Origin of the sequence: Actinomycetospora aurantiaca, assembly GCF_037401875.1 — a bacterium.
In the GTDB taxonomy this organism is placed as follows: domain Bacteria; phylum Actinomycetota; class Actinomycetes; order Mycobacteriales; family Pseudonocardiaceae; genus Actinomycetospora; species Actinomycetospora aurantiaca.
The window spans coordinates 403,689-427,295 of the sequence record NZ_JBBEGN010000003.1 but is presented as its reverse complement, the minus strand read 5'-3'; the positions used below and the strand labels follow the sequence as shown (position 1 = coordinate 427,295).

The window sequence follows — 23,607 nt, the reverse complement described above, 5'->3', positions numbered from 1 at the left end:
ATGCTCGCGTCGTTCCGCGAGCTGTCGACGCCGAGCCGGCTGCTGGTGATCAACCAGTTCGGGATCAACATCGGGTTCTACCTCGTGCTCCCGTTCCTCGCGACCTACATGGGGAGTCTCGGGTTCGCGGCGGCGACCATCGGTCTGGTCCTCGCCCTCCGCAACCTCTCGCAACAGGGACTGTTCCTCATCGGCGGCTCCGCCGCGGACCGCATCGGGTGCCGGCCGATGATCATCGTCGGCTGCGGCCTGCGGGTGGTCGCGTTCGCCCTGTTCACCGTCGTCACCTCACTGCCCGGTCTGATCGTCGCGGCGATGCTCACGGGCCTGGCGGGAGCGCTGTTCAACCCGGCGGTCCGCGCCTACCTGATGGCCGAGGCGGGCGAGGAGCGGCGGGCCGAGACCTTCGCCGTGTTCAACGTGTTCGCGCACGCCGGCGCCCTGGTGGGGCCGCTGCTCGGTGCGGCGCTGCTGGCCGTCGACTTCCGGCTCGTCGCGCTGGTGGCGCTCGTCGTGTTCGCCGTCCTCACGGCGGCACAGGTCCTCGTCCTGCCGCACCGGGAGACCGTGCCGCAGGACCGGGGGGTGCTCGGCAGCTGGGGCGAGGTACTCACGAACCGTCGCTTCCTGCTCTTCGCCCTCGGCGGGTCGGCGTACTTCGCGCTCTACAACCAGCTCTACCTCGCCCTGCCCGTCGAGGCCCAACGCGTCTCGGGGGTCGCCGGAGCGGTCAGCGCGGTCTTCGTCGTGTCGACGGTGGTGGGGATCGCCGGGCAGGTACGGATCACCGCCTGGTGCCGCCGGCGGTGGAGCGACGGCCGTTCGCTCGCCACCGGCCTCGTCGTGATGGGCTCCGGGTTCGTCCCCCTCGCCCTCGCCGCGCCCCTGCTGCCGACCGCACCCCCGGGGCAGTGGTCGCTCGCCGGACTCACCGCCACGCTCCCCGTACTCGTCGGGATCGTCGTCTTCACGATCGGGATGGCGATGACCAACCCCTTCACCCTCTCCCTGTTGCCGGTGGTGGGGAGCGAGCGGCTCGTCGGCACCTACTACGGCTTCTTCTACCTCGTCTCGGCCGCGGTGGTCGCCGTGGTGAACACCGGAGTCGGCGGCCTGCTCGACGGCGCCGGCGGGAGCTGGCCGCCGTTCGCCGTCCTGGTGGCGGTCGGCGCACTCGGGGCCGCCGTCATCGCCGCCATGTACCGCCGGGGAGCCCTGGACTCCTCGTCACCCACTGCACGAGGAGCGACATGACCCTCTCCCGACGGACCGTCCTCGGCGGCGCGCTCGCCGGCGCCGCCGCCCTCGCGCTCGCGGGGTGTGGCGGGTCCGGTGGCTCGGGTGACCGACTGCGGGTGGCGTTCCCGGGCGGCGGATCCCGCGAGTCCCTCGACCCCCACGTGGTCCCGCAGTTCGTCGACCAGGCCCGCGCGAAGGCCTGCTTCGACGTGCTCGCCGGCTGGAGCCAGGACATGGCCCCGGTGCCGCGCCTCGCCGAGTCGTGGGAGTCCGACGCCTCGGGGACGCGATGGCGCATCCGACTGCGGTCGGCCCGCTGGCACGACGGGCGTCCGGTGACCGCCACCGACGTGCTCGCGACCTGGCGACGGATCGCCGACCCCGCGACGTCGGCCAGCGCGGCCGCCTCGTACCGCACCGTCGACTTCGCGACCAGCCGCGCGGCCTCGGCCACCGAGTTGGACGTGGTGCTCTCCGCGCCCAACTCGTTCTTCCCGCTCGCCTGGGGCGCCCCCGGGGCGGAGATCCTCCCCGAGGGTCGGATCGACCCCGCGCGACCGGTGGGCTGCGGCCCCTTCCGCTTCGTCTCGTTCACGCCGGGCCGCTCGGCGGTGTACTCCGCCTACGAGGGCTACTGGGACGGCGTCCCGCCCTCCCGCGAGCTCGAGTTCGTCGTCATCGACGACGAGAACGCCCGGGTGGGGGCACTGCTCTCCGGCCAGGTCGCCTGGGTGCACGACCTCCGCCCGACGAGCGCCCGCCAGCTGGAGTCCGACTCGCGCGCGCGACTGGTCTCCGCCCCGGACTCCAACACTCTCTTCCTCCCCGTGCGGGTCGACCGACCGCCCTTCTCCGACCCGCGTCTGCGCGAAGCCGTCCGCCTCGGTATCGACCGCGAGGCCCTGGTGCGCGTGGTCCTGCTCGGCCGGGGCCGCCCCGGCAACGACATGTTCGGGGCCGGCCTCGAGTACTACCCGACCGACGTGCCGCAGGTGACCCGGGACGTCGACCGGGCGAGGGCGCTCGTGACCGAGGCCGGGGCGCAGGGGCTCGCCTTCGACCTGCAGACGAGCACCGCGTCGCCCACGTTCGACCCGGCGGCCGGGCTGATCGCCCAGCAGCTCACCGAGATCGGGTTGCGGCCCACCGTGCGCCAGCTCCCGTCGGAGAACTACTTCACCGCGATCCGCACCACCGGGGTCGCCTCGTTGACCCGCAGCGGCACCCTCCCGATCCCGGACAACCTCGCCCGGCGGGCCGTCTCCACCGCGACCCAGGCCAACTACACCGGCTTCCGCGACACGCGCATCGACGACCTGGTCGCCCGCGCCTCGGCCGCGACCGACCCGGCCGTGCGCGACGCCGCCGTCCGCGAGGCCCAGCTCCTGCTGCGAGCGGAGTCCGGCAACCTCGTGTGGGCGTCCGGGGCCTACGACGTCGGCACGGCCGCGCACCTCGCCGGATACGACGTCGCCCGGACCAACAGCGCCACCTGGGCCCGGTTCGACCGGGCGCGCCTCGGGTGAGGCGCGCACCCCTCCGCCTCGCGGTGGGGGTCGGGCAACTGGTCGTCGTCGCGGTCGTCGTGTTCTTCCTGACGACGAGCCTGCCCGGTGACACCGCCGAGATCGTCCTGGGGCAGGACGCCACGCCCGAACAGGTCGCCGCACTCCGTGCCCAGCTCGGCACCGACCGGCCTGCCGGCGAGCGCTTCGCGGACTGGGCCTCCGGCGTGCTCGCCGGGGACCTCGGACGGTCCCTGCAGACCGGGCAGCCGGTGGTGACCGAGCTGAGCACCCGGCTGGGGAGCACGGCCCTGCTCGCGGCGCTGACCCTGCTCCTGCTGCTCCCCCTGGCGGTCCTGGCCGGCACGGCTGCGGGCCGACGCGCCGGCTCGTCGCTGGACCGGGGGCTCACGGGGTTCCTGTCCTCGGTCCAGGCCGCCCCCGAGTTCGCCCTCGGGCTCCTCCTCGTCGCCCTGTTCGCCCTGCAGCTCGGGTGGGTCCCGGCCACGGGCGGAGGGGGCGGCCTGGTCACACCGGCGGTACTGGTGCTGCCCGTCGTGGTCCTCGTCGCGAACCAGCTGGGACGCCTCGCGCGCCAGGTGCGCGCCGGGGTACTCACCGTGGACCGTGCGCCGCACGTCGTCCACCTGCGGCGCCTCGGGCTGCCGGAGCCGGTGGTCCTGGCCCGGCACGTCCTGCCGGGTGCCGTGCTCCCGACGATCCAGCAGCTCGCGCGGGTCGTGGACGGCCTGCTCGGGGGCGTGGTGGTGGTCGAGTCCCTGTTCGCCCTGCCCGGCATCGGGTCGGGCTTCGTCGAGGCGGTCCGCGCCCGGGACCTCCCGCTCGTCGGCGGCTACGCCCTGCTGTTCGCGGCCACGACGATCCTGGTCAACCTCGCCGCCGGCCTCCTCTCCGCCCGCCTCACGCCCTACCGCGCGGTGCTGACGTGAGGCGGTCCGGATCGCTGCTCGGCAGCGTCCTGATCGGCGTCCCCCTGCTGCTCGCCGCCCTCGGCCCGCTGCTCTCCCGCCTCCTCGGCACGACCGCGCCCACGGGCACCTCGCCGCTCCTCCCGCCGGGCGGGGACTTCGTCCTGGGCACCGACGTCCTCGGGCGCGACGTCCTCGGCCTCGCGCTCGGCGGCGGGACCTCCGTCGTCGGGCTCACCGTCGGCGCGCTCGCGCTGGCCTACGTCGTCGGGGTGCCCCTGGGGCTCGCCCTCGCCGGGACCGTGCGGGCCTGGGCGGACCGGGCGGTGCTGGCCGTCCTCGACATCGTGCTCGTGGTCCCGTCGCTGCTGCTGCTCCTCGTCCTCGCGGCCGCCGGCCGGCGGGGGACGTGGTGGTTGCTGGCGGTGGCGGCGCTGATCTCGCTCCCGCCGATCGTGCGGCTGGTGCGGGCCGCGGCCTCCGTGCCGGACCGTCGCGCCGCCCTCGAGACGATGACCATGCTCGGCGAGCCGTGGTGGCGGGTCCGGCTGCTCGAGGCGGGTCGGCTCGTGGCCGGGCCGGTGGCCGTGGACGCCGGGTCGCGCCTCGTCCTGTTGGTCGCGCTGGTCACGAGCGCGAACTTCCTCGGGCTGGGTCTGGCCCCGGACGCCGTCGACTGGGCGGTGATGATCGAGCAGAACACGACCGCGCTCTTCCTGGCCCCGGTGACGCTGCTGCTGCCGGCGGCCCTGCTGGTCTCGTTGTGTGCCGGGGCGAATCTGCTGGTCGACCAGGCCCTCGCACACCGGGGGGCGTCGTGACCCCGGTGCTGTGCATCTCCGACCTGCGGGCCACCGCCGGCGGCGGCGCACTCCTCGACGGGCTCGACCTCACGCTCGACCCCGGTCGGGTGCTCGCCGTCGTCGGGGCCTCCGGCGCCGGCAAGAGCACCCTCGGCCTCGCGGTCCTCGGCGAGTGCGCCCCCGGCGTGACGCTCTCCGGCACCGTGCTCGTCGGCGGCACCGACCTCGTCGGGCCGGACCCGACCCGCCGTCGGGAGCTGCGGGCCGGGCGGGTGGGGCATCTCCCGCAGCACCCCGGCGCCGTCCTGGATCCGGTCCGCCGGTGCGACCGGGTCCTCGACGAGCTCGCGGCGACCGTCCACGGTCGCGACCGCGTCGCCCGACGGGCCGCGGTGGCCGCCGCCCTGGAGCGGGTCCGGCTCGATCCGGCCCTCGCCCGGCGCCACCCCCACCAGCTCTCGGGCGGCCAGCAGCAGCGGATGGCCCTGGCGCAGACCGTGGTGACCGCGCCCGACGTGGTGGTGCTCGACGAGCCCACGACCGGCCTCGACCCCGCGACCGCCGCCGAGCTGGTCGGGCAGCTGGGCGACCTCGCCGCGTCCGGGACCGCGCTGGTGCTGCTGACCCACGACCACGACGTGGCCCGTGCTCTCGCCGACGAGGTGATCGAGCTGGTCGAGGGCCGCGTGGCGCGCCGCGGGACGCCGCAGGATCTGCTCGGGGCGCGCGATCCGGTGGTCACGCGCCCGGGGCAGGCCGACGGGGCCGCCCGGCTGGTCGTCGAGGGCGTCACGGTGGGGGCACCGGACGGCACCCCGATCCTCGACGACGTGACCGTGCAGGCCGGCACCGGCGAGTGGGTCGCGGTGCACGGGCGCTCGGGCGCGGGCAAGACGACGCTCGCCCGGGTCGTGGCCGGGCTGGTCGCGCCGCGGGTCGGCAGCGTGACCGTCGACGGCACTCGGCTCGCCCCGGCGGTGACGGCCCGCGATCGCGGCCACCGGGCGCTGGTGCAGTACGTCCACCAGGACGCGGCGTCGTCGTTCCTGCCCGACCGGCCGGTGCTCGACCAGGTGGCCCGGGGCGCCGTCCTGCTCCGGGGCCGCGCGGTGTCCGCGGCGCTGACGGAGGCCCGGGACCTGCTCGCCCGCCTCGGGGTCGAGCCCGGGACGGTCGCCCGCCGCCCGGGGAGCCTGTCCGGGGGCCAGCTGCAGCGGGCCGCGGTCGCCCGGGCCCTGCTGGTGCGACCGGCGGTGCTCGTCGCCGACGAGATGACCTCGGCCCTGGACCCGGAGCACCGCCGCGACCTGCTGCTCCTGGTCGACGACCTCCGGCGGGACACCGGCACGACCGTGCTCGCCGTCAGCCACGACCTCGATGCGTCGGCGTTGGTCGCCGACCGGGTCGTCGTCCTCGACGGGGGTCGGGTCGCCGAGGTGCGGGAGACCGCCGAGCTGCTCGCCGACCCGCACAGCGCCGAGGGCCGCGCCCTCGTCGGGCCCGCCGGGGGTTCCTGACCGGGTCAGGCGGCGCGGTGGTCGCCGCAGTGACAGGGCCGGCCCTGCTGGCAGCCGCAGCCGCACGAGGCCGTGCAGCCGCACTCCGACACCGCCTCGCCGCCGACGAGCAGGACGAGTCGGCGCGCGGAGTCCGGCACGACCGGGGGCGCCTCGCGCACGGGCCACCCGTGGTCCAGGGCGTGCAGCACGCCGTCCACCAGGTCCGGGCCCGTCTCGGCCGGCCGGGTCCGCGCCCGCCGGGTGACCGCGGCCGCGCGCTCGAGCCAGGTCCGGCAGCCCGCACAGTGCTGCCAGTGCGCCTCGGCGGCGCGGCTCTCCTCGCCGGTCGCCTCCCCGTCGAGGTCGGCCGAGGTGACCTCGCGACAGCGCTCGCAGTCCACGTCGTCAGTGTCGCTCACCAGGGCCGTCCGGTTCCCGCCGAGGTGCACCGATTCGGCGAGCCCGGAGCGCATGACCCGTCCGGGGCACCGGTCGGCACCGTGCTTCCTCCGGGGCGCGGCTCCCGGTTCCCCCGGAGGACCGCCTACTCTGGCTCGCCGGACACGGCGCGCACGCGATCACGGTCGTCGCGCGCGGAACCGGGAGGACACGCACCCCATGGACGAGGCTGCTGACGCTGCCGTCACGCGCGCGGCCGAGCGGGCGCGCGGCGGCGACCGGGTGGCCGCCGGGGAGTTCGTCCGGCTCACCCAGGACCAGGTGTGGCGGCTGCTCGTCCACCTCGCCGACCGCGGGATAGCCCAGGACCTGGCGCAGGAGACCTACGAGCGGGCCTTCGGCGCGCTGCCGCGCTACCGCGGGGAGGCGCCCGCGCGGGCGTGGCTGCTGTCGATCGCCCGGCGCGTCGCCGCCGACCACCTCCGACGTCGAACGCGCCGCCCCGTCGTCGCCATGGAGATCACCGGCGCCGACGAGCCGTGGGGGCGTCCCCTGCCCGGGGACGCCGCCGAGCAGATCGTGCTCGAGGCAGCGGTCACGGCGCTGGACCCCGATCGTCGCGAGGCCTTCGTCCTCACCCAGGTGGTCGGCCTGGGCTACGCCGAGGCCGCGCACGTCTGCGGCTGCCCGGTCGGCACGATCCGTTCCCGCGTCGCACGGGCCCGTGCCGACCTGGTCCGGGCCGTCCACGGCGGCACCGCGCCCGGCGCCGCCGACGCGCGCTGATCCCGGGAACCCGATGCTCTCCGGCGGCGACCTGGTCGGTAGTCGTGGAGAGGGATCGCCGTGTTCTCGTCGTCGTTGTCGTGGGTCTTCACCGTCGTCTTCGTGCTGACCGGGGCATACTCCCTGGTCCGGTTGGCCGAGCTGGGTAGCGAACCGGAGCGCACCGGGAGCCGCGTCGTCGAGCTGTCGCACCTGGTCATGAGCATCGCGATGGTCGCGATGGCCTGGGGGTGGACCGGCGGACCGACGTCTCCGAGCGGCCTGCTGCAGATCGTCGTCTTCGGGTTCTTCACCGTGTGGTTCCTGGCCCGCGCCGTCCGGCCCACCCACGGCCACTCGCTGGTCGGCGAGGGTTACCACCTCGTCATGAACGCGGCCATGCTCTTCATGGTCGCCGCGATGCCGCAGATCATGGGCATGGACATGAGCGCCGGGGAGGACTCCGGCGGCGGGCACCACCACGGTGGTGGCACGGAGGGGATGGGCGCGATGCCCACGATCCCGACGCCGTGGTGGGCGACCACCCTGACCTGGGTGTTCGTCGTGCTCCTGGTGGCCGCCGCAGCGTGGTGGGCGGTGCGGGCCGTCCGGGCCGACCGGTCGGTCGCGCCGGCGACCCCGGACGGGACCCCGCCGGGGTCGGGCGGGGGCGTCGCCGTCGCGGCTCCCGCGGCGCCGACCCGGACGGCCGGGCCGCGGCTGGACGCCGGCTGCCACCTGCTCATGAGCCTGGGCATGGCCGGCATGCTGCTGGCCATGCTCTGACGGCCGACCAGGATCCCGCTCGAGCCGCCGCCCGGGCGGGTCACGCGCCGGCGAGCACCTCGTCCAGGACGCCGTTGCGGGCGTCGGCCACCAGGTCGGCGAGCTGGCGCACGCTCATCTGGATCCGCTGGCCGAAGTCGTCGGTGATGACGACGCGGCGCTCCTCGTCCGCCGAGGGATCGAGGTAGAGCTCCGGGCATCCGCAGTTGCAATGCCCGCAGAAGGTCGCGATGTGCTGCAGGCCTTCGGTGTCGATCGTCATCGGGACTCCCGGGTCTCGATGGGTGGAACAGGATCGTCGCGCTCGTGACGCGTCAGGATGGCAGCCGATGGTCGCGGTTCCGCAGAATCTCCTGCCGGACCGCGTCGATGATCAGGAACAGCAGCAGCGACACCCCGAGCACCGGGAAGAACAGGCCGAGCACGACCGCGACCGCGCCGACCACGACGATCGCGCCGACGCCCGGGCGCTCGGTGCCGCCGGGCGCGGAGGCTCCCGGCCGGGTCGGGCGGCGCAGCCACCACATCCGGTAGCCCCAGACGACCACGACGATGATCCCGAGCGCGAGCGCCACGAGCAGCAGTTGGTTGGCGACCCCGAACAGGATGCCCATGTGCGCGCTGATCCCGATCTCCGCGAGCTTCGCGGCGATCGGCCAGTCCGCCCACCGGACGGTCTCGAGCACCGCACCCGACGTCGGGTCCACCGCCATCGAGTCCTGCTCCAGCGGCCAGGACCGCTTCACCTGGCTGACCGTCCACGCCTGGCCCGCCTCCTCGGGCGGGGTGATCGCGATCGGGTCCGTCATCCCCGCCCCGCGCGCGGCCGCGAGCACCCGGTCCGCGGTGGCGCCGACGGGCGCGGTCGAGGTCGGCACCGCCGGCAACTCGGTCGACACCGAGGGCGTCGTCCAGTCCAGCGCGGTGCGCAGGTTCGACACGTTCTCGCCCGCGAACTGCGACCAGGTCAGGCCGGTCGCGGACAGCCCCAGCATGCCGATCGCCGCCCACAGGCCGACCGACCCGTGCCACGAGCGGATGCGGGCGCGCCCGGCCGGGCCGTTCTCCGGCAGCAGGGTCCGCCGGACCCGCGACTGCCGACGGCGGCGGACGATCCACAGCGCGAGACCGCTCAGCGCGAGGACCCACAGCCAGCTCGCCGCGAGCTCCGAGTAGACCCGCCCGACGTCGCCGAGGTGCAGGGTCCGGTGCAGCGTGTCGATCCAGGCGCGGGTCGGGAGCCACTCGCCGAACGTGTCGAGGACCGCGCGGACCTGCCCGGTGTGCGGGTCGACGAAGGCCGTGCGGGCGTAGTCCTCCGCGACCCCGGGCGCATCGAAGGACACCCGGGTGGTCGTCTCCGGGCCCGGCGACGGCCGGACCTCGGTCACGGCCCCGTCGGGCACGGCCGCCGAGGCCGCGGCGATCTGCGCACCCAGGTCCACCTGCGCAGTCGACGCCGGGACGGTGAGCGCGTCGCGGTAGAGCAGCTGGTCGAGCTGCGGGGTGATCGTGTAGATCAGCCCGGTCGTGGCCGCCACGAGGATGAAGGGCCCGACGAAGATCCCGACGTAGAAGTGCAGCCGCATCACCAGGGGCCGCAGCCCCCGCCAGGCGCCGAGGCGTCGCGGCGACACGGGCGGGGTCGGGGGCGGCTGCGGTGCGTCCCTCTCGAGCGGCGGGTCGAGGGTGTCTGACACGGGCGGTCCTCACGGGCGAGCTGCAGGGTCGACCGTTCCGGTCGCCCGGGAGCCCCTCGTGGTTCCCGGGACCTCCCTCAACCGCCGGAACCGCACCGTGGTCCGTGCGCTCGCGTGCTCAGCCGTCGTCCGGCTCCTTGCCCCTGACGGCATCGAGATGGGCCAGGATCTGATCGGCGGTCACACGCCCCCCGGTCGCTTCCTTCCGCGACCGGATGCGGGCCAGGACCTCCGCGTTCGTCGGCTTGCTCGCCATCGTGATGAGCGCCCCGCGGAGATGCTCCTGGAGCGATCGACCCTCCCGAGCCGCCCGTGCTGCCAGCTCGTCCCGAACGTCGTCCGGGACGTTGCGGATCGTGATCGTGGTCATGCCTGCATCATGCATGCACGCTTCTGGCGGAACAGCGCTTCACGGGTGCACCGGGTACGGCACGAACGTCGACCGATCGGCGTCGACGGCCAACGACTTCCCCAGCGGCGGGAACGCCCGCTGCGGGCACTCCAGGCGCTCGCAGGTCCGGCAGCCACTGCCGATCGGCGTGATCACGGACCGGTCGGCCAGGTCCAGGCCCGCGGAGTAGACGAGGCGCTCGGCATGCCGCAGCTCGCAGCCCAGCCCGACCGCGAACGTCTTCGTCGGCGTGTGCCACCCACCCCGGCGACGCGACACCGTGCGGGCGATCCAGAAGTACCGCTGCCCGTCGGGCATCTCCGCGATCTGGGTCAACACACGCCCCGGCGACGCGAACGCCTCGTAGACGTTCCACAGCGGGCACGTCCCGCCGCCGCGGGAGAAGTGGAACGCGGTCGCGGACTGCCGCTTCGACATGTTGCCCGCGCGGTCGACCCGGACGAACGCGAACGGCACCCCGGGCAACGAGGGTCGCTGCAGCGTCGAACACCGGTGTGCGACCGTCTCGAACCCCACCCCGAAGTGGTCGGCCAGGCGCTCCAGGTCGTACCCGAAGCGCTCGGCCGTGCCGTGGAACGCGCGGTAGGGCAGGACGAGCGCGGCGGCCGCGTAGTGCGCGAGCCCGATCCGTGCCAGGGCGCGGGTGTCGGGGTCGCCGAGCTCGACCGCGTCGGCCACCTCGGCCTCGATCAGGTCGGGGAACTCGAGCTGGGCGATCACGGTCGCCACCCGGAAGGCGCGCTGGCCCGGACGCAGGTGCGGGGCGAGGCGCAGGACGTCGCGGTCGGCGTCGTAGCGGTGCAGCTCCCCCTCCGGCTGCTCACCGACCTGCACCCGGACGCCGTGCCGCTCGGTGAGCCGGCGGACGAGCGCCGCCCGGGTCTCCCCGGCCCGGACCCCGATCTCGCCGGCCAGCCACTCGGCCGCCTCGTCGAGGGCCGGGATGTGGTTGCGGTGCCGGTAGAAGAAGTCGCGGACCTGCTCGTGGGAGGTCGGGGCGCGCACGTCGGCGTCGTCCCGTCGACCGACCGCGGTCGACAACCGCTCCAGACGGGCCCGGAGGTCGACCAGGGTGCGCGCCATCCCCGGCATGCGTTCGGCGAGCTCCGCGATCTCCGAGGCGTTGACCGCGCCGGACTCCACTTCGTCGGCGACGGCCTCGCGGACCTCCGCGGTCAGGCGGGCGGTGTCGCGGGCGGCGAAGAACGAGGCGTCCACCCCGAACGCCTCGGTCAGGCGGAGCAGCACCGGGACGGTCAGCGGCCGCGCGTCGTGCTCGATCTGGTTGAGGTAGCTGGGCGAGAGCTCGAGCAGGCGGGCGAGGTCGACCTGCGAGAGCCGCCGCTCCTCGCGCAGCCGGCGCAGCCGCGCACCGGCGAAGGTCTTCGCCACCGCGACATCTCAGCAGATGACCAGGCTTCGCAACATTCGCAGCTCGTCGTCCGGACCTGGCTGGATGTGGCACCGCAGGTCAGCCCACCCGCCGTCGGGGTCCGATGACCTGCGACACATGCGTTCCCGACGACGGGTCGCTAGCGTCCCCGGCGCTGGTGGTTCGGCGTCGGCCCGCGGTCGGCGTCGTGGCAACAGGGAACCCGGTGCGACTCCGGGACTGCCCCGCAGCGGTGAGTGGGAACGACCGCCGTCACGAAGCACTGGACCCGACGGTCCGGGAAGCGACGGCCAGTAGGCACGAGGACCACGCCCACGAGTCCGAAGACCTGCCACCGGTGCGTGCACCGAGATCCGGTGTGCGCGGCTGGTGGCCTCGTGGGGAGGCCGCGGCCGACGGTGCGTTCGATTGCCATCCTCCGCCGTCGTCGCGACCTCCCCCTCGGGCCTCGCCGGCCGCACGAGCTCGACGAGGAGGAGAGCGAGTGTCAAGGACACGCAGCGGAGCGGAGCTGGACCGTCGAGGCGGACCGATCGGCTCGACCGTTCTGGGATATCCGCGCATCGGGCCCCGCCGTGAGCTCAAGAAGGCCCTGGAGTCGTACTGGGCCGGGACGTCGCCCGCCGAGGACCTGCAGGCGGTGGCCTCGGAGATCCGTGCCGGGACGCGCACGGACCTCGCCGCCCTCGACTCCCAGCCCACCGGCACGTTCTCGTTCTACGACCAGGTCGCCGACGTGACGGCCCTGCTCGACGCCGTTCCGGCCCGGTTCCGGCCGAACGGCTCGCGGGTCGGCTCGGCGCTCGACGAGTACTTCGCCATGGCGCGCGGCACGGAGTCCGCTCCGCCCATGGAGATGACGAAGTGGTTCGACACGAACTACCACTACCTCGTCCCGGAGATCGGCCCGGACACGCAGTTCCGGCTCGCCGAGAAGACCCCGGTCGACCTCTACCGCGAGGCCGTCGACGGCGGGGTGCGCAACGGCCGGCCTGCGCTCGTCGGTCCGGTCAGCTACCTGCTGCTGGCCAAGGCCGCCGACGGCGCGCCCGAGGGCTTCGACCCGCTGCGCCGGCTCGACGAGGTCGTCGCCGTCTACGCCGAACTGCTCGGTGAGCTCGCCGCTGCCGGGGCCGAGTGGGTGCAGCTCGACGAGTCCGCCTTCGTGCAGGACCGCTCCGAGGCCGAGCTCGACGCGCTGCGCCGCGCCTACGAGCGGCTGACCTCGGTGTCCCCCCGCCCGAGCATCCTCACGGTGTTCTCCTACGGCGACCCCGGCCCGGCGCTCGACGTGATCGCGCGGACCGACGTCGAGGGCGTGGCGCTGGACCTGGTGACCGCCCCGGACCTCGTCGACCGCATCCCGTCCACCACGGGCCTGCGCGACAAGACCCTGGTGGCCGGGGTGGTCGACGGCCGCAACGTGTGGCGCACCGACCTGCCCCGGGTGCTCTCCCGGGCCGCGACCGTGCTCGGCGGCGTCGGCGAGCTGGCCGTCTCCAGCTCCTGCTCGCTGCTGCACGTGCCCTACGACGTCTCGGTCGAGGACGCGCTCGAGCCGACGGTGACCGCGCGGCTCGCGTTCGCCCGCGAGAAGGTCGCCGAGGTCGCGCTGCTGGGTCGTGCGCTCACCCAGGAGGGCTCGGACGACCTGCGCCAGGCCGTCGCGGACGCGTCCACCAACCAGCGCGCCGCGGTCGACGAGACCGTCCGCGCCCGGGTGGCCGCCGTCGAGTCCGCCGACCGCTCCCGCAGCGCCTACGACGTGCGCCGCAAGGCCCAGGCGGCCGTGCTCGGACTGCCGGACCTCGCGACCACGACGATCGGTTCGTTCCCGCAGACCCCGGACGTGCGCAAGGCCCGCGCCGACTTCGCGGCCGGCCGGCTCGACGGGGCCGACTACACGAAGCGCATGCAGGACGAGATCGAGCGCGTCGTCCGGCTGCAGGAGGACCTCGGGCTCGACGTCCTCGTGCACGGCGAGCCCGAGCGCAACGACATGGTCCAGTACTTCGCGGACACCCTGCCGGGGTTCGCGACGACGAAGCTCGGCTGGGTCCAGTCCTACGGCTCGCGCTGCGTGCGGCCGCCGATCCTGCACGGCGACGTGTCGCGGCCGGAGCCGATCACGGTGGAGTGGGCGCAGTACGCGCAGTCGCTCACGCCGAAGCCGATGAAGGGCATGCTGACCGGCCCGGTGACCATCCTGGCGTGGTCGTTCGTCCGCGACGACCAGCCGCTCGGCGTCACCGCCGACCAGGTCGCGCTCGCCCTCCGCGACGAGATCACCGACCTCGAGAACGCCGGCATCACGATCATCCAGGTCGACGAGGCCGCCCTCCGAGAACTGCTTCCGCCGCGCCGCTCGGACTGGGGCGCCTACCTCGACTGGGCCGTCGGTTCGTTCCGGCTGGCCACCGGGGGTGCCGCGGACGAGACGCAGATCCACACGCACCTGTGCTACTCGGAGTTCGGCGACGTCATCGACGCGATCGACGGCCTGGACGCCGACGTGACGACGATCGAGGCGGCGCGTTCGCGGATGGAGATCCTCGCCGACCTGGAGAAGGTCGGCTACTCCCGCGGGGTCGGTCCGGGTGTCTACGACATCCACTCGCCGCGGGTCCCGACCCGTGACGAGATCGCCGCGCTGATCGCCGAGGCCCGGCGCGCCGTGCCCGACGACCGGCTGTGGATCAACCCGGACTGCGGGCTGAAGACCCGCGGCTACGCCGAGGTCGAGCCCACGCTGCGGGCGATGGTCGAGGCGGCGGTGGAGGCCAGGAACTCCTAGCCCCGAGCGGCCGACCCGACCGCGACGGCGGGGCGCAGGCCCCGCAGGGAACTCACCACGGCGAGTTCCTCGGCGCGGTCGAGGTCGGCCGGGTACAGCACGCGCTCGACGAGGTCACCCCGCTCCACGAGCACCGCCCGGCCCACCCCGGGCAGGGCCCCGCCGCCGAGGGGCGGGGTGTACCAGCGGCCGTCGAGACGCACCGCGAGCGAGGCGATCGTCGTCTCGGTCAGCTCGCCGTCGGTGTTCACGAGGACCACGTCGTCGGCCTCAGGCCACGTCCGCCGGGCCCGGGCGAGCCGGCGCCCGTAGGGCTCGCGGTCGGTGGTCTTGTGGTGCGGCCACCGCTCCCGGGCGTCGACCGGGTCGGCGAGCAGCGGCGGGGCGAGCCGGACCGGCCCGTCGTCGGTCGGGAGCGGCCGCAGCGTCACCTCCACGGTGCCGTCGGGGTGCAGCACCACCCGCACCCGGGCGTCGACGATTCCGGCCAGCTCCTTCCCGACGACGGGTCGCACCCGGTCGGCGTCGATCCCCAGGTACGCCGCCGAGTCGGCCATCCGCGCGAGGTGCCGCTCGAGGTGCACCGCGTGCCCGTCCCGGACGCCGAACGTCTCGAGCAGGCCCACGCGCGGGCGGCGGTGCGTCAGCACGCCGGCCTTGGCCTGCAGCTCCGCGTACTCGGAGGCCGCGTCGGAGTCCCACGTGACCCCGCTGCCGGTGCCGTACACCGCCCGCCCCGTGCTCCGGTCCACCACGGCGGTGCGGATGGGCACCGAGAACTGCAGGTCGCCGGACGGCGCCACCCACCCGAGCGCGCCGCAGTAGACCCCGCGCGGGGAGTCCTCGAGCTCCGCGATGAGCCGCATCGTCGAGACCTTCGGAGCGCCGGTGACCGACCCGCACGGGAAGAGCGCGGCCATCAGCTCCGCCACCCCCACCCCGGGGCGTGCCATCGCTGTGATCTCGCTCGTCAGCTGCCACACGGTCTCGTAGCGCTCGGCCGCCAGCAGCTCACCCACCCGCACCGTCCCGTCCACCGCCACCCGTGCGACGTCGTTGCGCAGCAGGTCGACGATCATGACGTTCTCGGCCCGCTCCTTCGGGTCCGCCCGCAGCCGCGCGACGATCGCGTCGTCCTCGGCGGTGGTCCGTCCTCGCGCCGCCGTCCCCTTCATCGGCCGCAGGGTCAGCCGGTTACCCGCGCGGCGGACGAACAGCTCCGGGCTCGCACTGACCACGACGTGGCGGCCGAGGTCGAGCAGGGCGTGGTGCGCCCCGCGCTGGGCGTGGGCGAAATCGGCGTAGAGCCCGGCGAGGTCGGCGTCGGGCCCGAGCTCGCCGTCGACGCGGGCGGTGAGGTTCATCTGGTAGGTCAGCCCGGCCGCGATGTGGTCGTGCACCCGCGCGACGAGGCCGGCGTGGCCCGCGGCGTCCTCGCGCAGCGTCCAACACCCCGCCGGGACACCCGCCGGCGCCACCACCGGCACCTCCTGCGGCGCGCTGCGGGTGATGCCGAACCACGCCAGCGGCGGGCCGTCCGGGTCGGGCGCGCGGGTGACCAGGGACGGGTCCAGCCCACCGGCGGCCTCGTAGGCGAGGAAACCGTAGGCCCAGGCCCCGTCCGCGGTCGCCGCGTCGAGCGCCGCAAGCGCCGGGCCGACCTCCTCCGGACACGTCGCGACGAGTACCTCGTCCGGCGGGCCGAAGGCGAGGGCGCGCCCGGAGCGCAGGTCGTCGAACCGGGCGCTCACCGGACGCGACCCCGACCGGCGAGAGCGCTGACGAGCACGACGGCCGCGGCCGGCGCCGCCACGAGCCACGGCGCGACGAACGCGTAGGTCCGGCCCTCCGCGAGCATCGCGCCCCACTCCGGCGTCGGCGGCTGCACCCCGAGGCCCAGGAACGACAGGCCGGCGAGGGTCAGCATCGCGCCGACGAACCGCGCGGTCAGCGCCTCGCGCACGGGACCCGCGATGGCGGGCAGCACGTGGACGCGCAGGATCCACACGGGCCCGGCGCCGAGGGACCGCGCGGCCAGCACCCAGTCCTCGCCGCGGACGGACACCGTCAGCCGGTGCGCCAGCCGCGCGAACGGCGCCCAGCCCATCAGCACGATCGCGGTCACCGCCGGCACGAGGCCCGGCCCGAGCACGGCCGCCGTCACCAGCCCCACCAGCAGGGCCGGCAGCGCAACCACCAGGTCCACCACCGACTGCACCAGCGTCGCCACGACCCGCGCCCGCGTCCCGTCCAGCCACCCCGTCGCGAGGCCTACGACCACCCCGACCACGACGCTGACAGCGACGGCCCCCGCCCCGAGCCCGACCGTCCACCGCACCCCTCCCAGCACCCGCGCGAGCACGTCGCGCCCGAGCTGGTCGGTGCCCAGCAGATGGGTTCCCGACGGCGGGTCGAGGCGGTTCGCGAAGTCGGTCGCCTCGACCGGCCACTCGATCACGGCGATCACCAGGAGTGCCGCCGCGATGAGCCACCTCATCGCAGCCTCGGATTCAGCGCCCGGCCCGCGACCTCGGTGGCGAGCGTGAGCACCAGCGCCACCGCGATCACGACGACGAGCCCCGCCTGGACCGTCGGCAGGTCCCGCGACCCGATGGCGTCGGCGAGCAGCGAGCCCAGCCCCGGGATGCCGAACACCACCTCGACCACCACGGCCCCGCCCAGCGTCCCCGCGAGGAACGGGCCCGCCTCGGCGAGCACCGCGGTCAGCGAGCGCGGCAGGACGTGCACCGCCAGGACCCGTCGTCGGGACAGGCCCTTCGCGACGGCGGTGGTGGTCGAGGGGTGCGCCAGCGCCACCCGCGTCTCGGCCCGCACGAGCCGGGCCGCGAGCGCCGCGGGGAAGAACGCGAGCGTGACCACCGGCAGCACCGCCTGCGCCGGGCTCCCCCACCCGATCGCCGGCAGCCACCCGGCCCACACGGCGACGAGCAGCACGAGCACCGGCCCGACGACGAACTCCGGGACCGCCAAGGCCATCGCCCCGACGCGGTCGACGGCCCGGTCGCCGACCCCGCCGGGCCGGTCCGCGGCCAGCACACCCGTCGGTACGGCCACGGCGAGCGCGACGGCCAGCCCCAGGACGGCGAGCGTCGCCGAGACCCCCGCGGCCTCGACGACCTCCGGGCCGACCGCGGCCCTCGTCGTGAACGAGCGCCCGAGGTCGCCGCGCACCGCGCCGGAGAGCCACGCCAGGTACTGGTCGCGCAGCGGACGGTCGAGCCCGAGCTCCGCGGCGAGCCGGGCCTCGGCGGCCGGGTCGGGCGCCGAGGCCAGGCTCCGCGCGCGGATCACCGAGCGGGTGACGTTCCCGCCCAGCAGCCGCGGCAGGCAGAAGACGACCGCGGACGCGACCAGCAGGACCAGCGGGATCAGCGCCAGTCGCCGCAGGACGAGTCCGGTCACCCGGCCGGCGCGAGGACCGGCAGCACCGGGCGCAGGTCGAGCGGGTCCGGCACGAAGCCGGTGACGCCCTGCTCGGCCGCGGTGTTGCGCGGGTGCACGATCGGCACGCCGACCGCGTCGGCCGTCAGCTGCCCGGCGGCCTGCCGGTAGAGCTCAGCCCGAGCGGCCGGGTCGGTGACGGTGCCTAGCTGGGCGACCAGCGCGTCGAACGCCGGCGAGCAGTACTGGTCGATCGCGTACGACCCGCCGCAGGTGTAGTCCGAGGACAGCGTGCTGGCCGCGTCCGGGTAGTCGGACAGGTAGCTGCGGGAGTTCAGGAACATGTCGTAGCGCCCGGCCAGGACCTCGGGCTCCTGGGCGTCGTACTGCCCGACCGTGATCTCGGTGACGACACCCGCGGCCTGCAGCTGGGACGCGATGGCCTGGGCGAGGACCGGGAGCTCCGGGCGGTTCGGGAACGTCCACAGCCGCACCCGCAGCGGGTTGGCCGGGCCGAACCCGGCCTGGGCGAGCAGGGCCTGCGCCCCGGCGACGTCGGCCGCGGGCGGAGCCTGCGTGGCGCCGTAGGGCACGGCCGGGCCGAACAGGTCCGCGGCGGGCAGCGCGGAGCCGCCGAGCACCTGGTTGGCCAGCACGTTCCGGTCGAGGGCGGCGGTCAGGGCCTGCCGCACCCGGAGGTCCGCGAACGGCGGCGCCGACTGGTTGAGCTGCAGCAGGATCGTGCGGGCGGAGGGGAACTCGTGCAGCGTCACCGCCGGGTCCGCCGCCAGCCCCGCCCGGGAGGTCTCCGGGAGCCCCTCGGTGAACCCGACGTCGCCGGAGCGCAGCGCCAGCTCGCGGGTCTGCGGGTCGGTCACGTAGCGGACGTCGACCCGCGCCGATGCCGCCCGCTCACCCCAGTAGCCGTCGTTCCGCTCCAGCGTGGCGCCCTCGGTGCCGCGGATCTCCGTCATGCGCAGCGGGCCGGTCGCGGTGTCGACCGGGGAGGGCTGCTGCCCCGTGGCGTAGGCGGCCGGGGAGAGGATCGAGGTGGTGCCGGAGCTCAACCGCAGCGGCAGCACCGGGTCGGGCGTGGTGGTCGTCGCGCGCACCGTGGTCGGGCCCTCCGCGGCGACCTGCAGCCCGATGTCGGTGATCGCCCGCGGCGGCGCCGGGCGACCGAGGACGTAGGACAGCGCGGTGACCACGGCGTTCGCGTCGAGCGGCGCCCCGTCGTGGAAGGTCACGCCCTCGCGGAGCGTGAATCGCCAGGAGGCACCCTCCTGCACCCACGCGGTGGCGAGACCCGGCACCGGGTTGCCCTGCCGGTCGAGGGCCACGAGCGGCTCGGCCACGCCGAGCTTCGTCAGCAGCGCGCCGTCGTCGGCGTCGAACGCGTAGCCCGCGCGGGGCGGGAACTGCAGGGCGACGGCGACGCTGCCGTCCGAGGAGGGGGCCGACCCTCCGCAGGCGGACAACACCAGGGCGAGGACGACGACGATCGGTGCCAGGACTCTCACGAGCAAAGATCATCTCATCACCTGGTGAAGTATTGGTGAGCGGGCCGGGGTACACCTGTTCCGTGCTGAATCTCCTCGACGAGTTCGTCACCGGCTGGGTCGACGATCCCCTCGCCGGGTTCGCCGTCGGGACGTTCGGGGCGATCGCGGAGTTCCTGCGCCCGCCGGGCGCCACGGTCACCGTGGAGCACCGGCCCGGACGGCACACCGCGGTCTGCGACGACGGAGCGCTGCGCCTCGACCTGCAGCACGGCGCGCTGACGCCGCGGGCCTGGCGCCGCCCGACCGGCACCGACGACTGGACCCACGCCGTCGCGCTCTGCCTGCCGACCGACCGGGCGGCGGGCCCGTCCCGCGCGGCGGTCACGGTGCTCGGCGACGACCCCGATCCCCTGGTCGCCCCCGGCACGCTGATCGACCTCGGCCTCGGCGTCGCCCACCTCGAGGCCTGCATCCGCACCTCCGACCGCGCGCTGGTCGACCGGTGCGAGGAGGCGTCGGCGCTCGACGGCGAGCTCGTCGGCGCCATCGTCGGGAGCGGGGCCACCCGGGTCTTCCGGACGGCGGTCGCCCGCATCGAGGTGTGCACCCCGATCCCGCCGCCCGACGGCGACAGTCCGCTGGGCCCGCACACCCACCTGCTGCCGGCCCTGCTCGCCCACCGCCGCACGCACGCCGCGACCGACCCGATCCCCGACGGCGAGGTGCCGGTCGCGTCGGTCTTCCCGAACCACCCCCGCCGCGACGCGCTCGGGCGACCCCATCCCTACGACGCCGACGCGGACGCGGCCTTCGAGGCCGTGCTCGAGGCATTCGGCGACCCGGACGAGCTCTCCGCCGCCCGCGCCGGCGGGCCCGCACCCGCCGTCGCGAACGCCGCGGAGCGACGGGGGCACCGGGTCGGCGAGCGGATGCGGGCGTCAGCCGCCCACGAGATCCGGCCGGGAGCCTGACCGCGCCGGATGATCCGGTCGGCGGTCCACCGCGGCGAGCCATGCCACTGCGGCGAGCACGACGGCCACCAGGCCGACGACGAGGCCCGGGACGAGCACCGGATCGAACGGGCCGTCGGTGACGGTCCGCTCGACACCGATGCCGATGAAGCGGCTCCCGGCCGGCAGCGGACCGGCGAGCACGACGAGGCCCGCGAGGACCAGGACCGTGGCGGGCCACGCCGGGTCCAGGCGGCGGCTCACGAGGAGGACGACGACGGCTGCGGCCGCGACGGCGGCGCTCGCCACCGGCCAGAGGGTCCCGTCCCCCGACCAGGTCCCGACGCGCACCCCTGCCCCGCCGACCGCGATGGCGGCGACGGTGGCGAGCGCGGCAGACGAACGCATGAGCGCTCGCGGACGGTCGCCGCGAGCCGGCGACGCGAGGACGAGTGCCAGGACGACGACCACGGGGAGCAGCGCCGACCGGGCATCGGTCCGGGCCAGGGCCGGCTCGACGATCGAGGCGTCGGGCGCGAGGAAGGGCGAGAACGCGCGCCCGACGTCGAGGACGCTGACGAGCACCGCGATGACGGTCGCGATGCGCGGCAGCCCGACGAGCACGGCACCCAGGACGACGGTCCACATCAGCCCACCGGCGTCGACGACCTCCCCGAGCCCGATCGAGGGGCCGATGGCGACGAGCCGTCCATCAGCTCCCATCGTCCAGGAGTCGTCCCCGGACATCGCCGAGGACACCCCGAACGCGGTGCGGGCGACGGCGGTCGTGGCCAGCGCGGCACTCCCCACGACGGCCAGAAGCACGAGCGTGGCGCTCGACGGCAGGCCGACCCGTCGCGTCCGGGTGGTCACCGCCAGCCGCAGTGTCGCCGCGATCTCCCCCGCACTCGGACGCGGAGCCCCGTCCGGGCGAGCAGCGAGGTAGACCTCGACCATCTCGTCCGCGTAGCGCTCCCGGTACCAGGACGGCAGGAGCGTCAGGAGCCGGCGGTAGCGACGCTCCGCGTCGGTGGGCCCCGTGGTGCTCATGCGCTCGCCTCCGTCGCCGGAGACGCCGGGGCCGCGCCCGCGGCGGCTCCCCGCTCCAGCGCGATCCCGGCGACGTGGGCCCGACGGCGCGCCTCCGCGATCAGCCCGGCCATCCCGTCGTCGGTGATCCGGTAGTAGCGGCGGACCCGTCCCTGGTGGATCTCCTCACGGTCCGGCTCGACGAGCCCGTCGGCACAGAGCCGGTCCAGGGCGCCGTACAGCGTGCCCACCCGCAGCCGGACCTCCCCATCCGACAGGACGCTCGCGGCCTGCACGATCCCGTAACCGTGCAGCGGCTCGGCCGCCAGGGCGGTCAGGACGAGGAACGTCTGTTCCGACATCGATCGTCGCGGCATATGACGATATATATCGCTCGACGAGTTATGCGGCAAGAGCGAATGCGGGGACCGGCCGTCAGTCCGGCCGCACCAGGTAGGTGTCCATGATCCAGCCCTTGCGCTCCCGCAGGTCTGCGCGCGTGGACCGGATCTCCTCGCGCACGTCCCCGAGCCGCCCGCTGATCAGCGTCTCGTCGGGTGTGCCGAGGTAGGCGCCCCAGTAGACCGTGGCGTCGTCGGCGACGGCGTCGACGCCGTGCTGGTCGGCGCCGTCGAGCATGACGACGAGGTCGGCGCGCTCGGTCGGCGTCCCCGCGATCACCTGCCGCGCGGGGGTGATGACGGCGGGTCGGCCGGTCCGGGTCATGGTGACCCGGTGCGCCGCGGTGAGCGCCGCCGGAGCCCCGATCCCGGGGATCACCGTCCAGTCGATCGCGACGTTGCCACGCTCGACGATCCGCTGGACGGTGTCCACGGTGCCGTCGTAGATCCCCGGGTCGCCCCAGGCCAGCAGGGCCACCGACCCGCCGTCGGGAACCTCGGTCGAGATCAGCTCCTCGTAGAGCGCGAGGCGCTCGTCGCGCCACTCCTGCGTGGTCTGCAGGTAGCGGCCCTCCTCGGTGGTGCCGCGCTCGCGGTGGGCGTCCTGACGACGGACGATCCGGGCCTGGGGAGCGAAGCGCTCCGCGATCTCCGTCCGGGCGTCGGTCAGCTCGTCGGCGGCGCCGCGCTTGTGCAGGAGCAGGACGACGTCGACCTTCGCGAGCGTCTCGACGGCGTCGAGGGTCAGGTGGCCGGGCGAGCCGGCGCCGATGCCGACGACGTGGACGGTGCGCACCGTTCGCGTCACGCCTCCGCCTTCGCGGCCTTCGCCGCCTTCTTCTGGGCCTGCTTGAAGTCGCGCACCTCGGCCAGGGTGACCGGGTCGACGACGTCGGCGATCGACCGGCGCGACCCCTCGTCGCCGTAGTCGCCCGCCGCCTCGCGCCAGCCCTCGGCGTCCAGGCCGAGCTGCTTGCCGAGCAGCGCAGTAAAGATCTTCGCTTTCATGTCGCCCCACCCCGGGAGCGCCTTGAGGCGGCGGAACACGTCGCGCCCGTCGGCGGCCTCGGTCCAGATGCGGGTGACGTCGCCGCCGTAGTCCTCGACGATCGCCCGGCACACCGCCTGGACCCGCTCGGCCATCGACCGCGGGTAGCGGTGCAGCGCGGGCGGGCCGGTGAACGCCGCGACCAGCTCGTCGTGGTCGTACTCCGCGATCTTCTCGGCGGTGATCTCGCCGATCCGGTCGGTGAGCAGGGCGGGCCCCGCGAAGGCGCGCTCCATCGGGAACTGCTGGTCGAGCACCATGCCGATGAGCAGCGCGAGCGGGTTCTCGGAGAGGACCCGGTCGGCGTCCGGGTCCTGCGCGAGGGTCAACTGCGGGGCCACGGGACTCACTGTAGGGGCTTGGTCAGCACCGCGAACCGGAAGTCGTCGCCGCGGGGGTGCCCGACCCCGGGCTCGCCGTACGGGAAGGGCCGCGTCTCCCCCGTCCGCACGTAGCCGCGCCGCTCGTACCAGGCGATCAGCTCGGCGCGCCGGTCGATGACGCACAGCTCCATCGTCGTGGCGCCGGCCTGCCGGGCGTGCTCCTCGGCCGCGGCCTGCAGCACCTTGCCCAGCCCGCTGCCCTGCTGGGACGGCGCCACCGCGAACATCCCGAACGACGCCGTGTCCCCACCCCCGCGGTGGGTCACCGCGCAGCACCCTTCGTACTCGCCGGCGACGAACAGCGTGATGGCCGGGTCCGCGAGGTCGGCGGCCAACAGCTCCAGCGTGGTGCGGGGCCCGTCGATCAGCTCCGCCTCGGTGGTCCAGCCGGTCCGCCCGCCCTCGCCGCGGTACGCGGCGTGGATGAGGGCGAGGAGCGCGGGGGCGTCCTCGGGGCCGGCGGGGCGGATCGTGAGCGGTGCGCTGGTCACGGCGTGCAGTCTGCGCTCATCCACGCCACCGACGGAACGCCGGACCGGGCGTTGCGTCGCGCACACGGCCGGGCCGGGCCGGGTCCGGCCGCACAGGCGTTGCGCCGCGTACACGAGCGGGCGGAGCCCGGCGAGAAGTAGCGGATTCGAGGGCTGGGCGTCCGGATCCGCTACATC

At 74.9% G+C, this 23,607-nt stretch carries 23 protein-coding genes and 1 riboswitch; of the genes, 9 read left to right on the top strand and 14 right to left on the bottom strand.

Annotation, left to right across the window (positions count from 1 at the left end):
• Genes WCD74_RS09860 through WCD74_RS09840 form a run of 5 tightly spaced genes read left to right on the top strand, consistent with a single transcriptional unit; the run spans position 1 to position 5,993 of the window.
• Positions 1–1,254 carry an MFS transporter gene (locus WCD74_RS09860; RefSeq protein WP_337694668.1) on the top strand — a complete coding sequence of 418 codons (1,254 nt, stop codon included), beginning with the start codon at positions 1–3 and terminating at the stop codon, positions 1,252–1,254.
• Positions 1,251–2,765 (top strand): ABC transporter substrate-binding protein, encoded by a 1,515-nt coding sequence (locus WCD74_RS09855; RefSeq protein WP_337694667.1) that lies wholly within the window; start codon positions 1,251–1,253, stop codon positions 2,763–2,765. Before WCD74_RS09860 ends, WCD74_RS09855 begins: the two co-directional genes overlap by 4 nt.
• On the top strand, positions 2,762–3,694 hold the full coding sequence (locus WCD74_RS09850; RefSeq protein ID WP_337694666.1) for an ABC transporter permease: 933 nt from the start codon (positions 2,762–2,764) through the stop codon (positions 3,692–3,694). The genes WCD74_RS09855 and WCD74_RS09850 overlap by 4 nt, the downstream gene beginning before the upstream one ends.
• Positions 3,691–4,494, top strand: coding sequence for an ABC transporter permease subunit (locus tag WCD74_RS09845; RefSeq protein ID WP_337694665.1), 804 nt, complete (start codon positions 3,691–3,693; stop codon positions 4,492–4,494). Before WCD74_RS09850 ends, WCD74_RS09845 begins: the two co-directional genes overlap by 4 nt.
• On the top strand, positions 4,491–5,993 hold the full coding sequence (locus WCD74_RS09840) for an ABC transporter ATP-binding protein (RefSeq protein WP_337694664.1): 1,503 nt from the start codon (positions 4,491–4,493) through the stop codon (positions 5,991–5,993). The genes WCD74_RS09845 and WCD74_RS09840 overlap by 4 nt, the downstream gene beginning before the upstream one ends.
• Positions 5,994–5,998: 5 nt before the next feature.
• On the opposite strand, the gene WCD74_RS09835 is transcribed toward WCD74_RS09840, so the two are convergent.
• The gene (locus WCD74_RS09835) at positions 5,999–6,394 is read right to left on the bottom strand and encodes a hypothetical protein (protein ID WP_337694663.1); all 396 of its coding nucleotides are present in this window, start codon (positions 6,392–6,394) and stop codon (positions 5,999–6,001) included.
• A 199-nt stretch (positions 6,395–6,593) separates the two neighbouring features.
• On the opposite strand from WCD74_RS09835, the gene WCD74_RS09830 reads away from it, so the two are divergent.
• Together WCD74_RS09830 and WCD74_RS09825 are read left to right on the top strand one after the other, a co-directional pair.
• Positions 6,594–7,160 (top strand): sigma-70 family RNA polymerase sigma factor, encoded by a 567-nt coding sequence (locus WCD74_RS09830; RefSeq protein ID WP_337694662.1) that lies wholly within the window; start codon positions 6,594–6,596, stop codon positions 7,158–7,160.
• Positions 7,161–7,220: 60 nt separating this feature from the next.
• Positions 7,221–7,925 carry a DUF5134 domain-containing protein gene (locus tag WCD74_RS09825; RefSeq protein ID WP_337694661.1) on the top strand — a complete coding sequence of 235 codons (705 nt, stop codon included), beginning with the start codon at positions 7,221–7,223 and terminating at the stop codon, positions 7,923–7,925.
• A gap of 40 nt (positions 7,926–7,965) precedes the next feature.
• On the opposite strand, the gene WCD74_RS09820 is transcribed toward WCD74_RS09825, so the two are convergent.
• From WCD74_RS09820 to WCD74_RS09805, 4 genes are all read right to left on the bottom strand, one after another.
• Positions 7,966–8,187: a hypothetical protein gene (locus tag WCD74_RS09820; RefSeq protein WP_337694660.1), complete on the bottom strand. Its 222-nt coding sequence runs from the start codon at positions 8,185–8,187 to the stop codon at positions 7,966–7,968.
• Between the two features lie 52 nt (positions 8,188–8,239).
• Positions 8,240–9,625, bottom strand: coding sequence for a PepSY-associated TM helix domain-containing protein (locus WCD74_RS09815; RefSeq protein WP_337694659.1), 1,386 nt, complete (start codon positions 9,623–9,625; stop codon positions 8,240–8,242).
• Positions 9,626–9,743: 118 nt separating this feature from the next.
• The gene (locus tag WCD74_RS09810; RefSeq protein WP_337694658.1) at positions 9,744–9,995 is read right to left on the bottom strand and encodes a FitA-like ribbon-helix-helix domain-containing protein; all 252 of its coding nucleotides are present in this window, start codon (positions 9,993–9,995) and stop codon (positions 9,744–9,746) included.
• Between the two features lie 39 nt (positions 9,996–10,034).
• On the bottom strand, positions 10,035–11,429 hold the full coding sequence (locus WCD74_RS09805) for a short-chain fatty acyl-CoA regulator family protein (protein ID WP_337694657.1): 1,395 nt from the start codon (positions 11,427–11,429) through the stop codon (positions 10,035–10,037).
• A gap of 142 nt (positions 11,430–11,571) precedes the next feature.
• Positions 11,572–11,780, top strand: a riboswitch (cobalamin riboswitch).
• A gap of 134 nt (positions 11,781–11,914) precedes the next feature.
• Between WCD74_RS09805 and metE the strand changes: the two genes are divergently transcribed.
• Positions 11,915–14,224 (top strand): 5-methyltetrahydropteroyltriglutamate--homocysteine S-methyltransferase, encoded by a 2,310-nt coding sequence (gene metE, locus WCD74_RS09800; protein ID WP_337694656.1) that lies wholly within the window; start codon positions 11,915–11,917, stop codon positions 14,222–14,224.
• On the opposite strand, the gene WCD74_RS09795 is transcribed toward metE, so the two are convergent.
• Genes WCD74_RS09795 through WCD74_RS09780 form a run of 4 tightly spaced genes read right to left on the bottom strand, consistent with a single transcriptional unit; the run spans position 14,221 to position 19,146 of the window.
• The gene (locus WCD74_RS09795; protein WP_337694655.1) at positions 14,221–15,975 is read right to left on the bottom strand and encodes a chorismate-binding protein; all 1,755 of its coding nucleotides are present in this window, start codon (positions 15,973–15,975) and stop codon (positions 14,221–14,223) included. The genes metE and WCD74_RS09795 overlap by 4 nt on opposite strands.
• On the bottom strand, positions 15,972–16,721 hold the full coding sequence (locus WCD74_RS09790; RefSeq protein ID WP_337694654.1) for an ABC transporter permease: 750 nt from the start codon (positions 16,719–16,721) through the stop codon (positions 15,972–15,974). The genes WCD74_RS09795 and WCD74_RS09790 overlap by 4 nt, the downstream gene beginning before the upstream one ends.
• On the bottom strand, positions 16,718–17,647 hold the full coding sequence (locus WCD74_RS09785; RefSeq protein ID WP_337694653.1) for an ABC transporter permease: 930 nt from the start codon (positions 17,645–17,647) through the stop codon (positions 16,718–16,720). Before WCD74_RS09785 ends, WCD74_RS09790 begins: the two co-directional genes overlap by 4 nt.
• Complete coding sequence (locus WCD74_RS09780; protein WP_337694652.1) at positions 17,644–19,146, bottom strand: ABC transporter substrate-binding protein; 1,503 nt, start codon at positions 19,144–19,146, stop codon at positions 17,644–17,646. The genes WCD74_RS09785 and WCD74_RS09780 overlap by 4 nt, the downstream gene beginning before the upstream one ends.
• 62 nt (positions 19,147–19,208) lie before the next feature.
• Between WCD74_RS09780 and WCD74_RS09775 the strand changes: the two genes are divergently transcribed.
• Complete coding sequence (locus WCD74_RS09775) at positions 19,209–20,099, top strand: DUF6925 family protein (protein WP_337694651.1); 891 nt, start codon at positions 19,209–19,211, stop codon at positions 20,097–20,099.
• Here WCD74_RS09775 and WCD74_RS09770 read toward each other — a convergent pair.
• The 5 genes from WCD74_RS09770 to WCD74_RS09750 all read right to left on the bottom strand — a co-directional run bounded on the left by WCD74_RS09770 (position 20,067) and on the right by WCD74_RS09750 (position 23,430).
• Positions 20,067–21,128: a hypothetical protein gene (locus WCD74_RS09770; RefSeq protein ID WP_337694650.1), complete on the bottom strand. Its 1,062-nt coding sequence runs from the start codon at positions 21,126–21,128 to the stop codon at positions 20,067–20,069. The genes WCD74_RS09775 and WCD74_RS09770 overlap by 33 nt on opposite strands.
• On the bottom strand, positions 21,125–21,469 hold the full coding sequence (locus WCD74_RS09765; protein WP_337694649.1) for a PadR family transcriptional regulator: 345 nt from the start codon (positions 21,467–21,469) through the stop codon (positions 21,125–21,127). The genes WCD74_RS09770 and WCD74_RS09765 overlap by 4 nt, the downstream gene beginning before the upstream one ends.
• 73 nt (positions 21,470–21,542) lie before the next feature.
• Positions 21,543–22,316, bottom strand: a complete 774-nt coding sequence (cobF, locus tag WCD74_RS09760) for a precorrin-6A synthase (deacetylating) (protein ID WP_337694648.1) — start codon at positions 22,314–22,316, stop codon at positions 21,543–21,545.
• Positions 22,313–22,897, bottom strand: a complete 585-nt coding sequence (locus tag WCD74_RS09755) for an HhH-GPD-type base excision DNA repair protein (protein ID WP_337694647.1) — start codon at positions 22,895–22,897, stop codon at positions 22,313–22,315. The genes cobF and WCD74_RS09755 overlap by 4 nt, the downstream gene beginning before the upstream one ends.
• Before the next feature lie 5 nt (positions 22,898–22,902).
• Complete coding sequence (locus WCD74_RS09750; protein WP_337694646.1) at positions 22,903–23,430, bottom strand: GNAT family N-acetyltransferase; 528 nt, start codon at positions 23,428–23,430, stop codon at positions 22,903–22,905.
• Between the last annotated feature and the right edge of the window lie 177 nt (positions 23,431–23,607).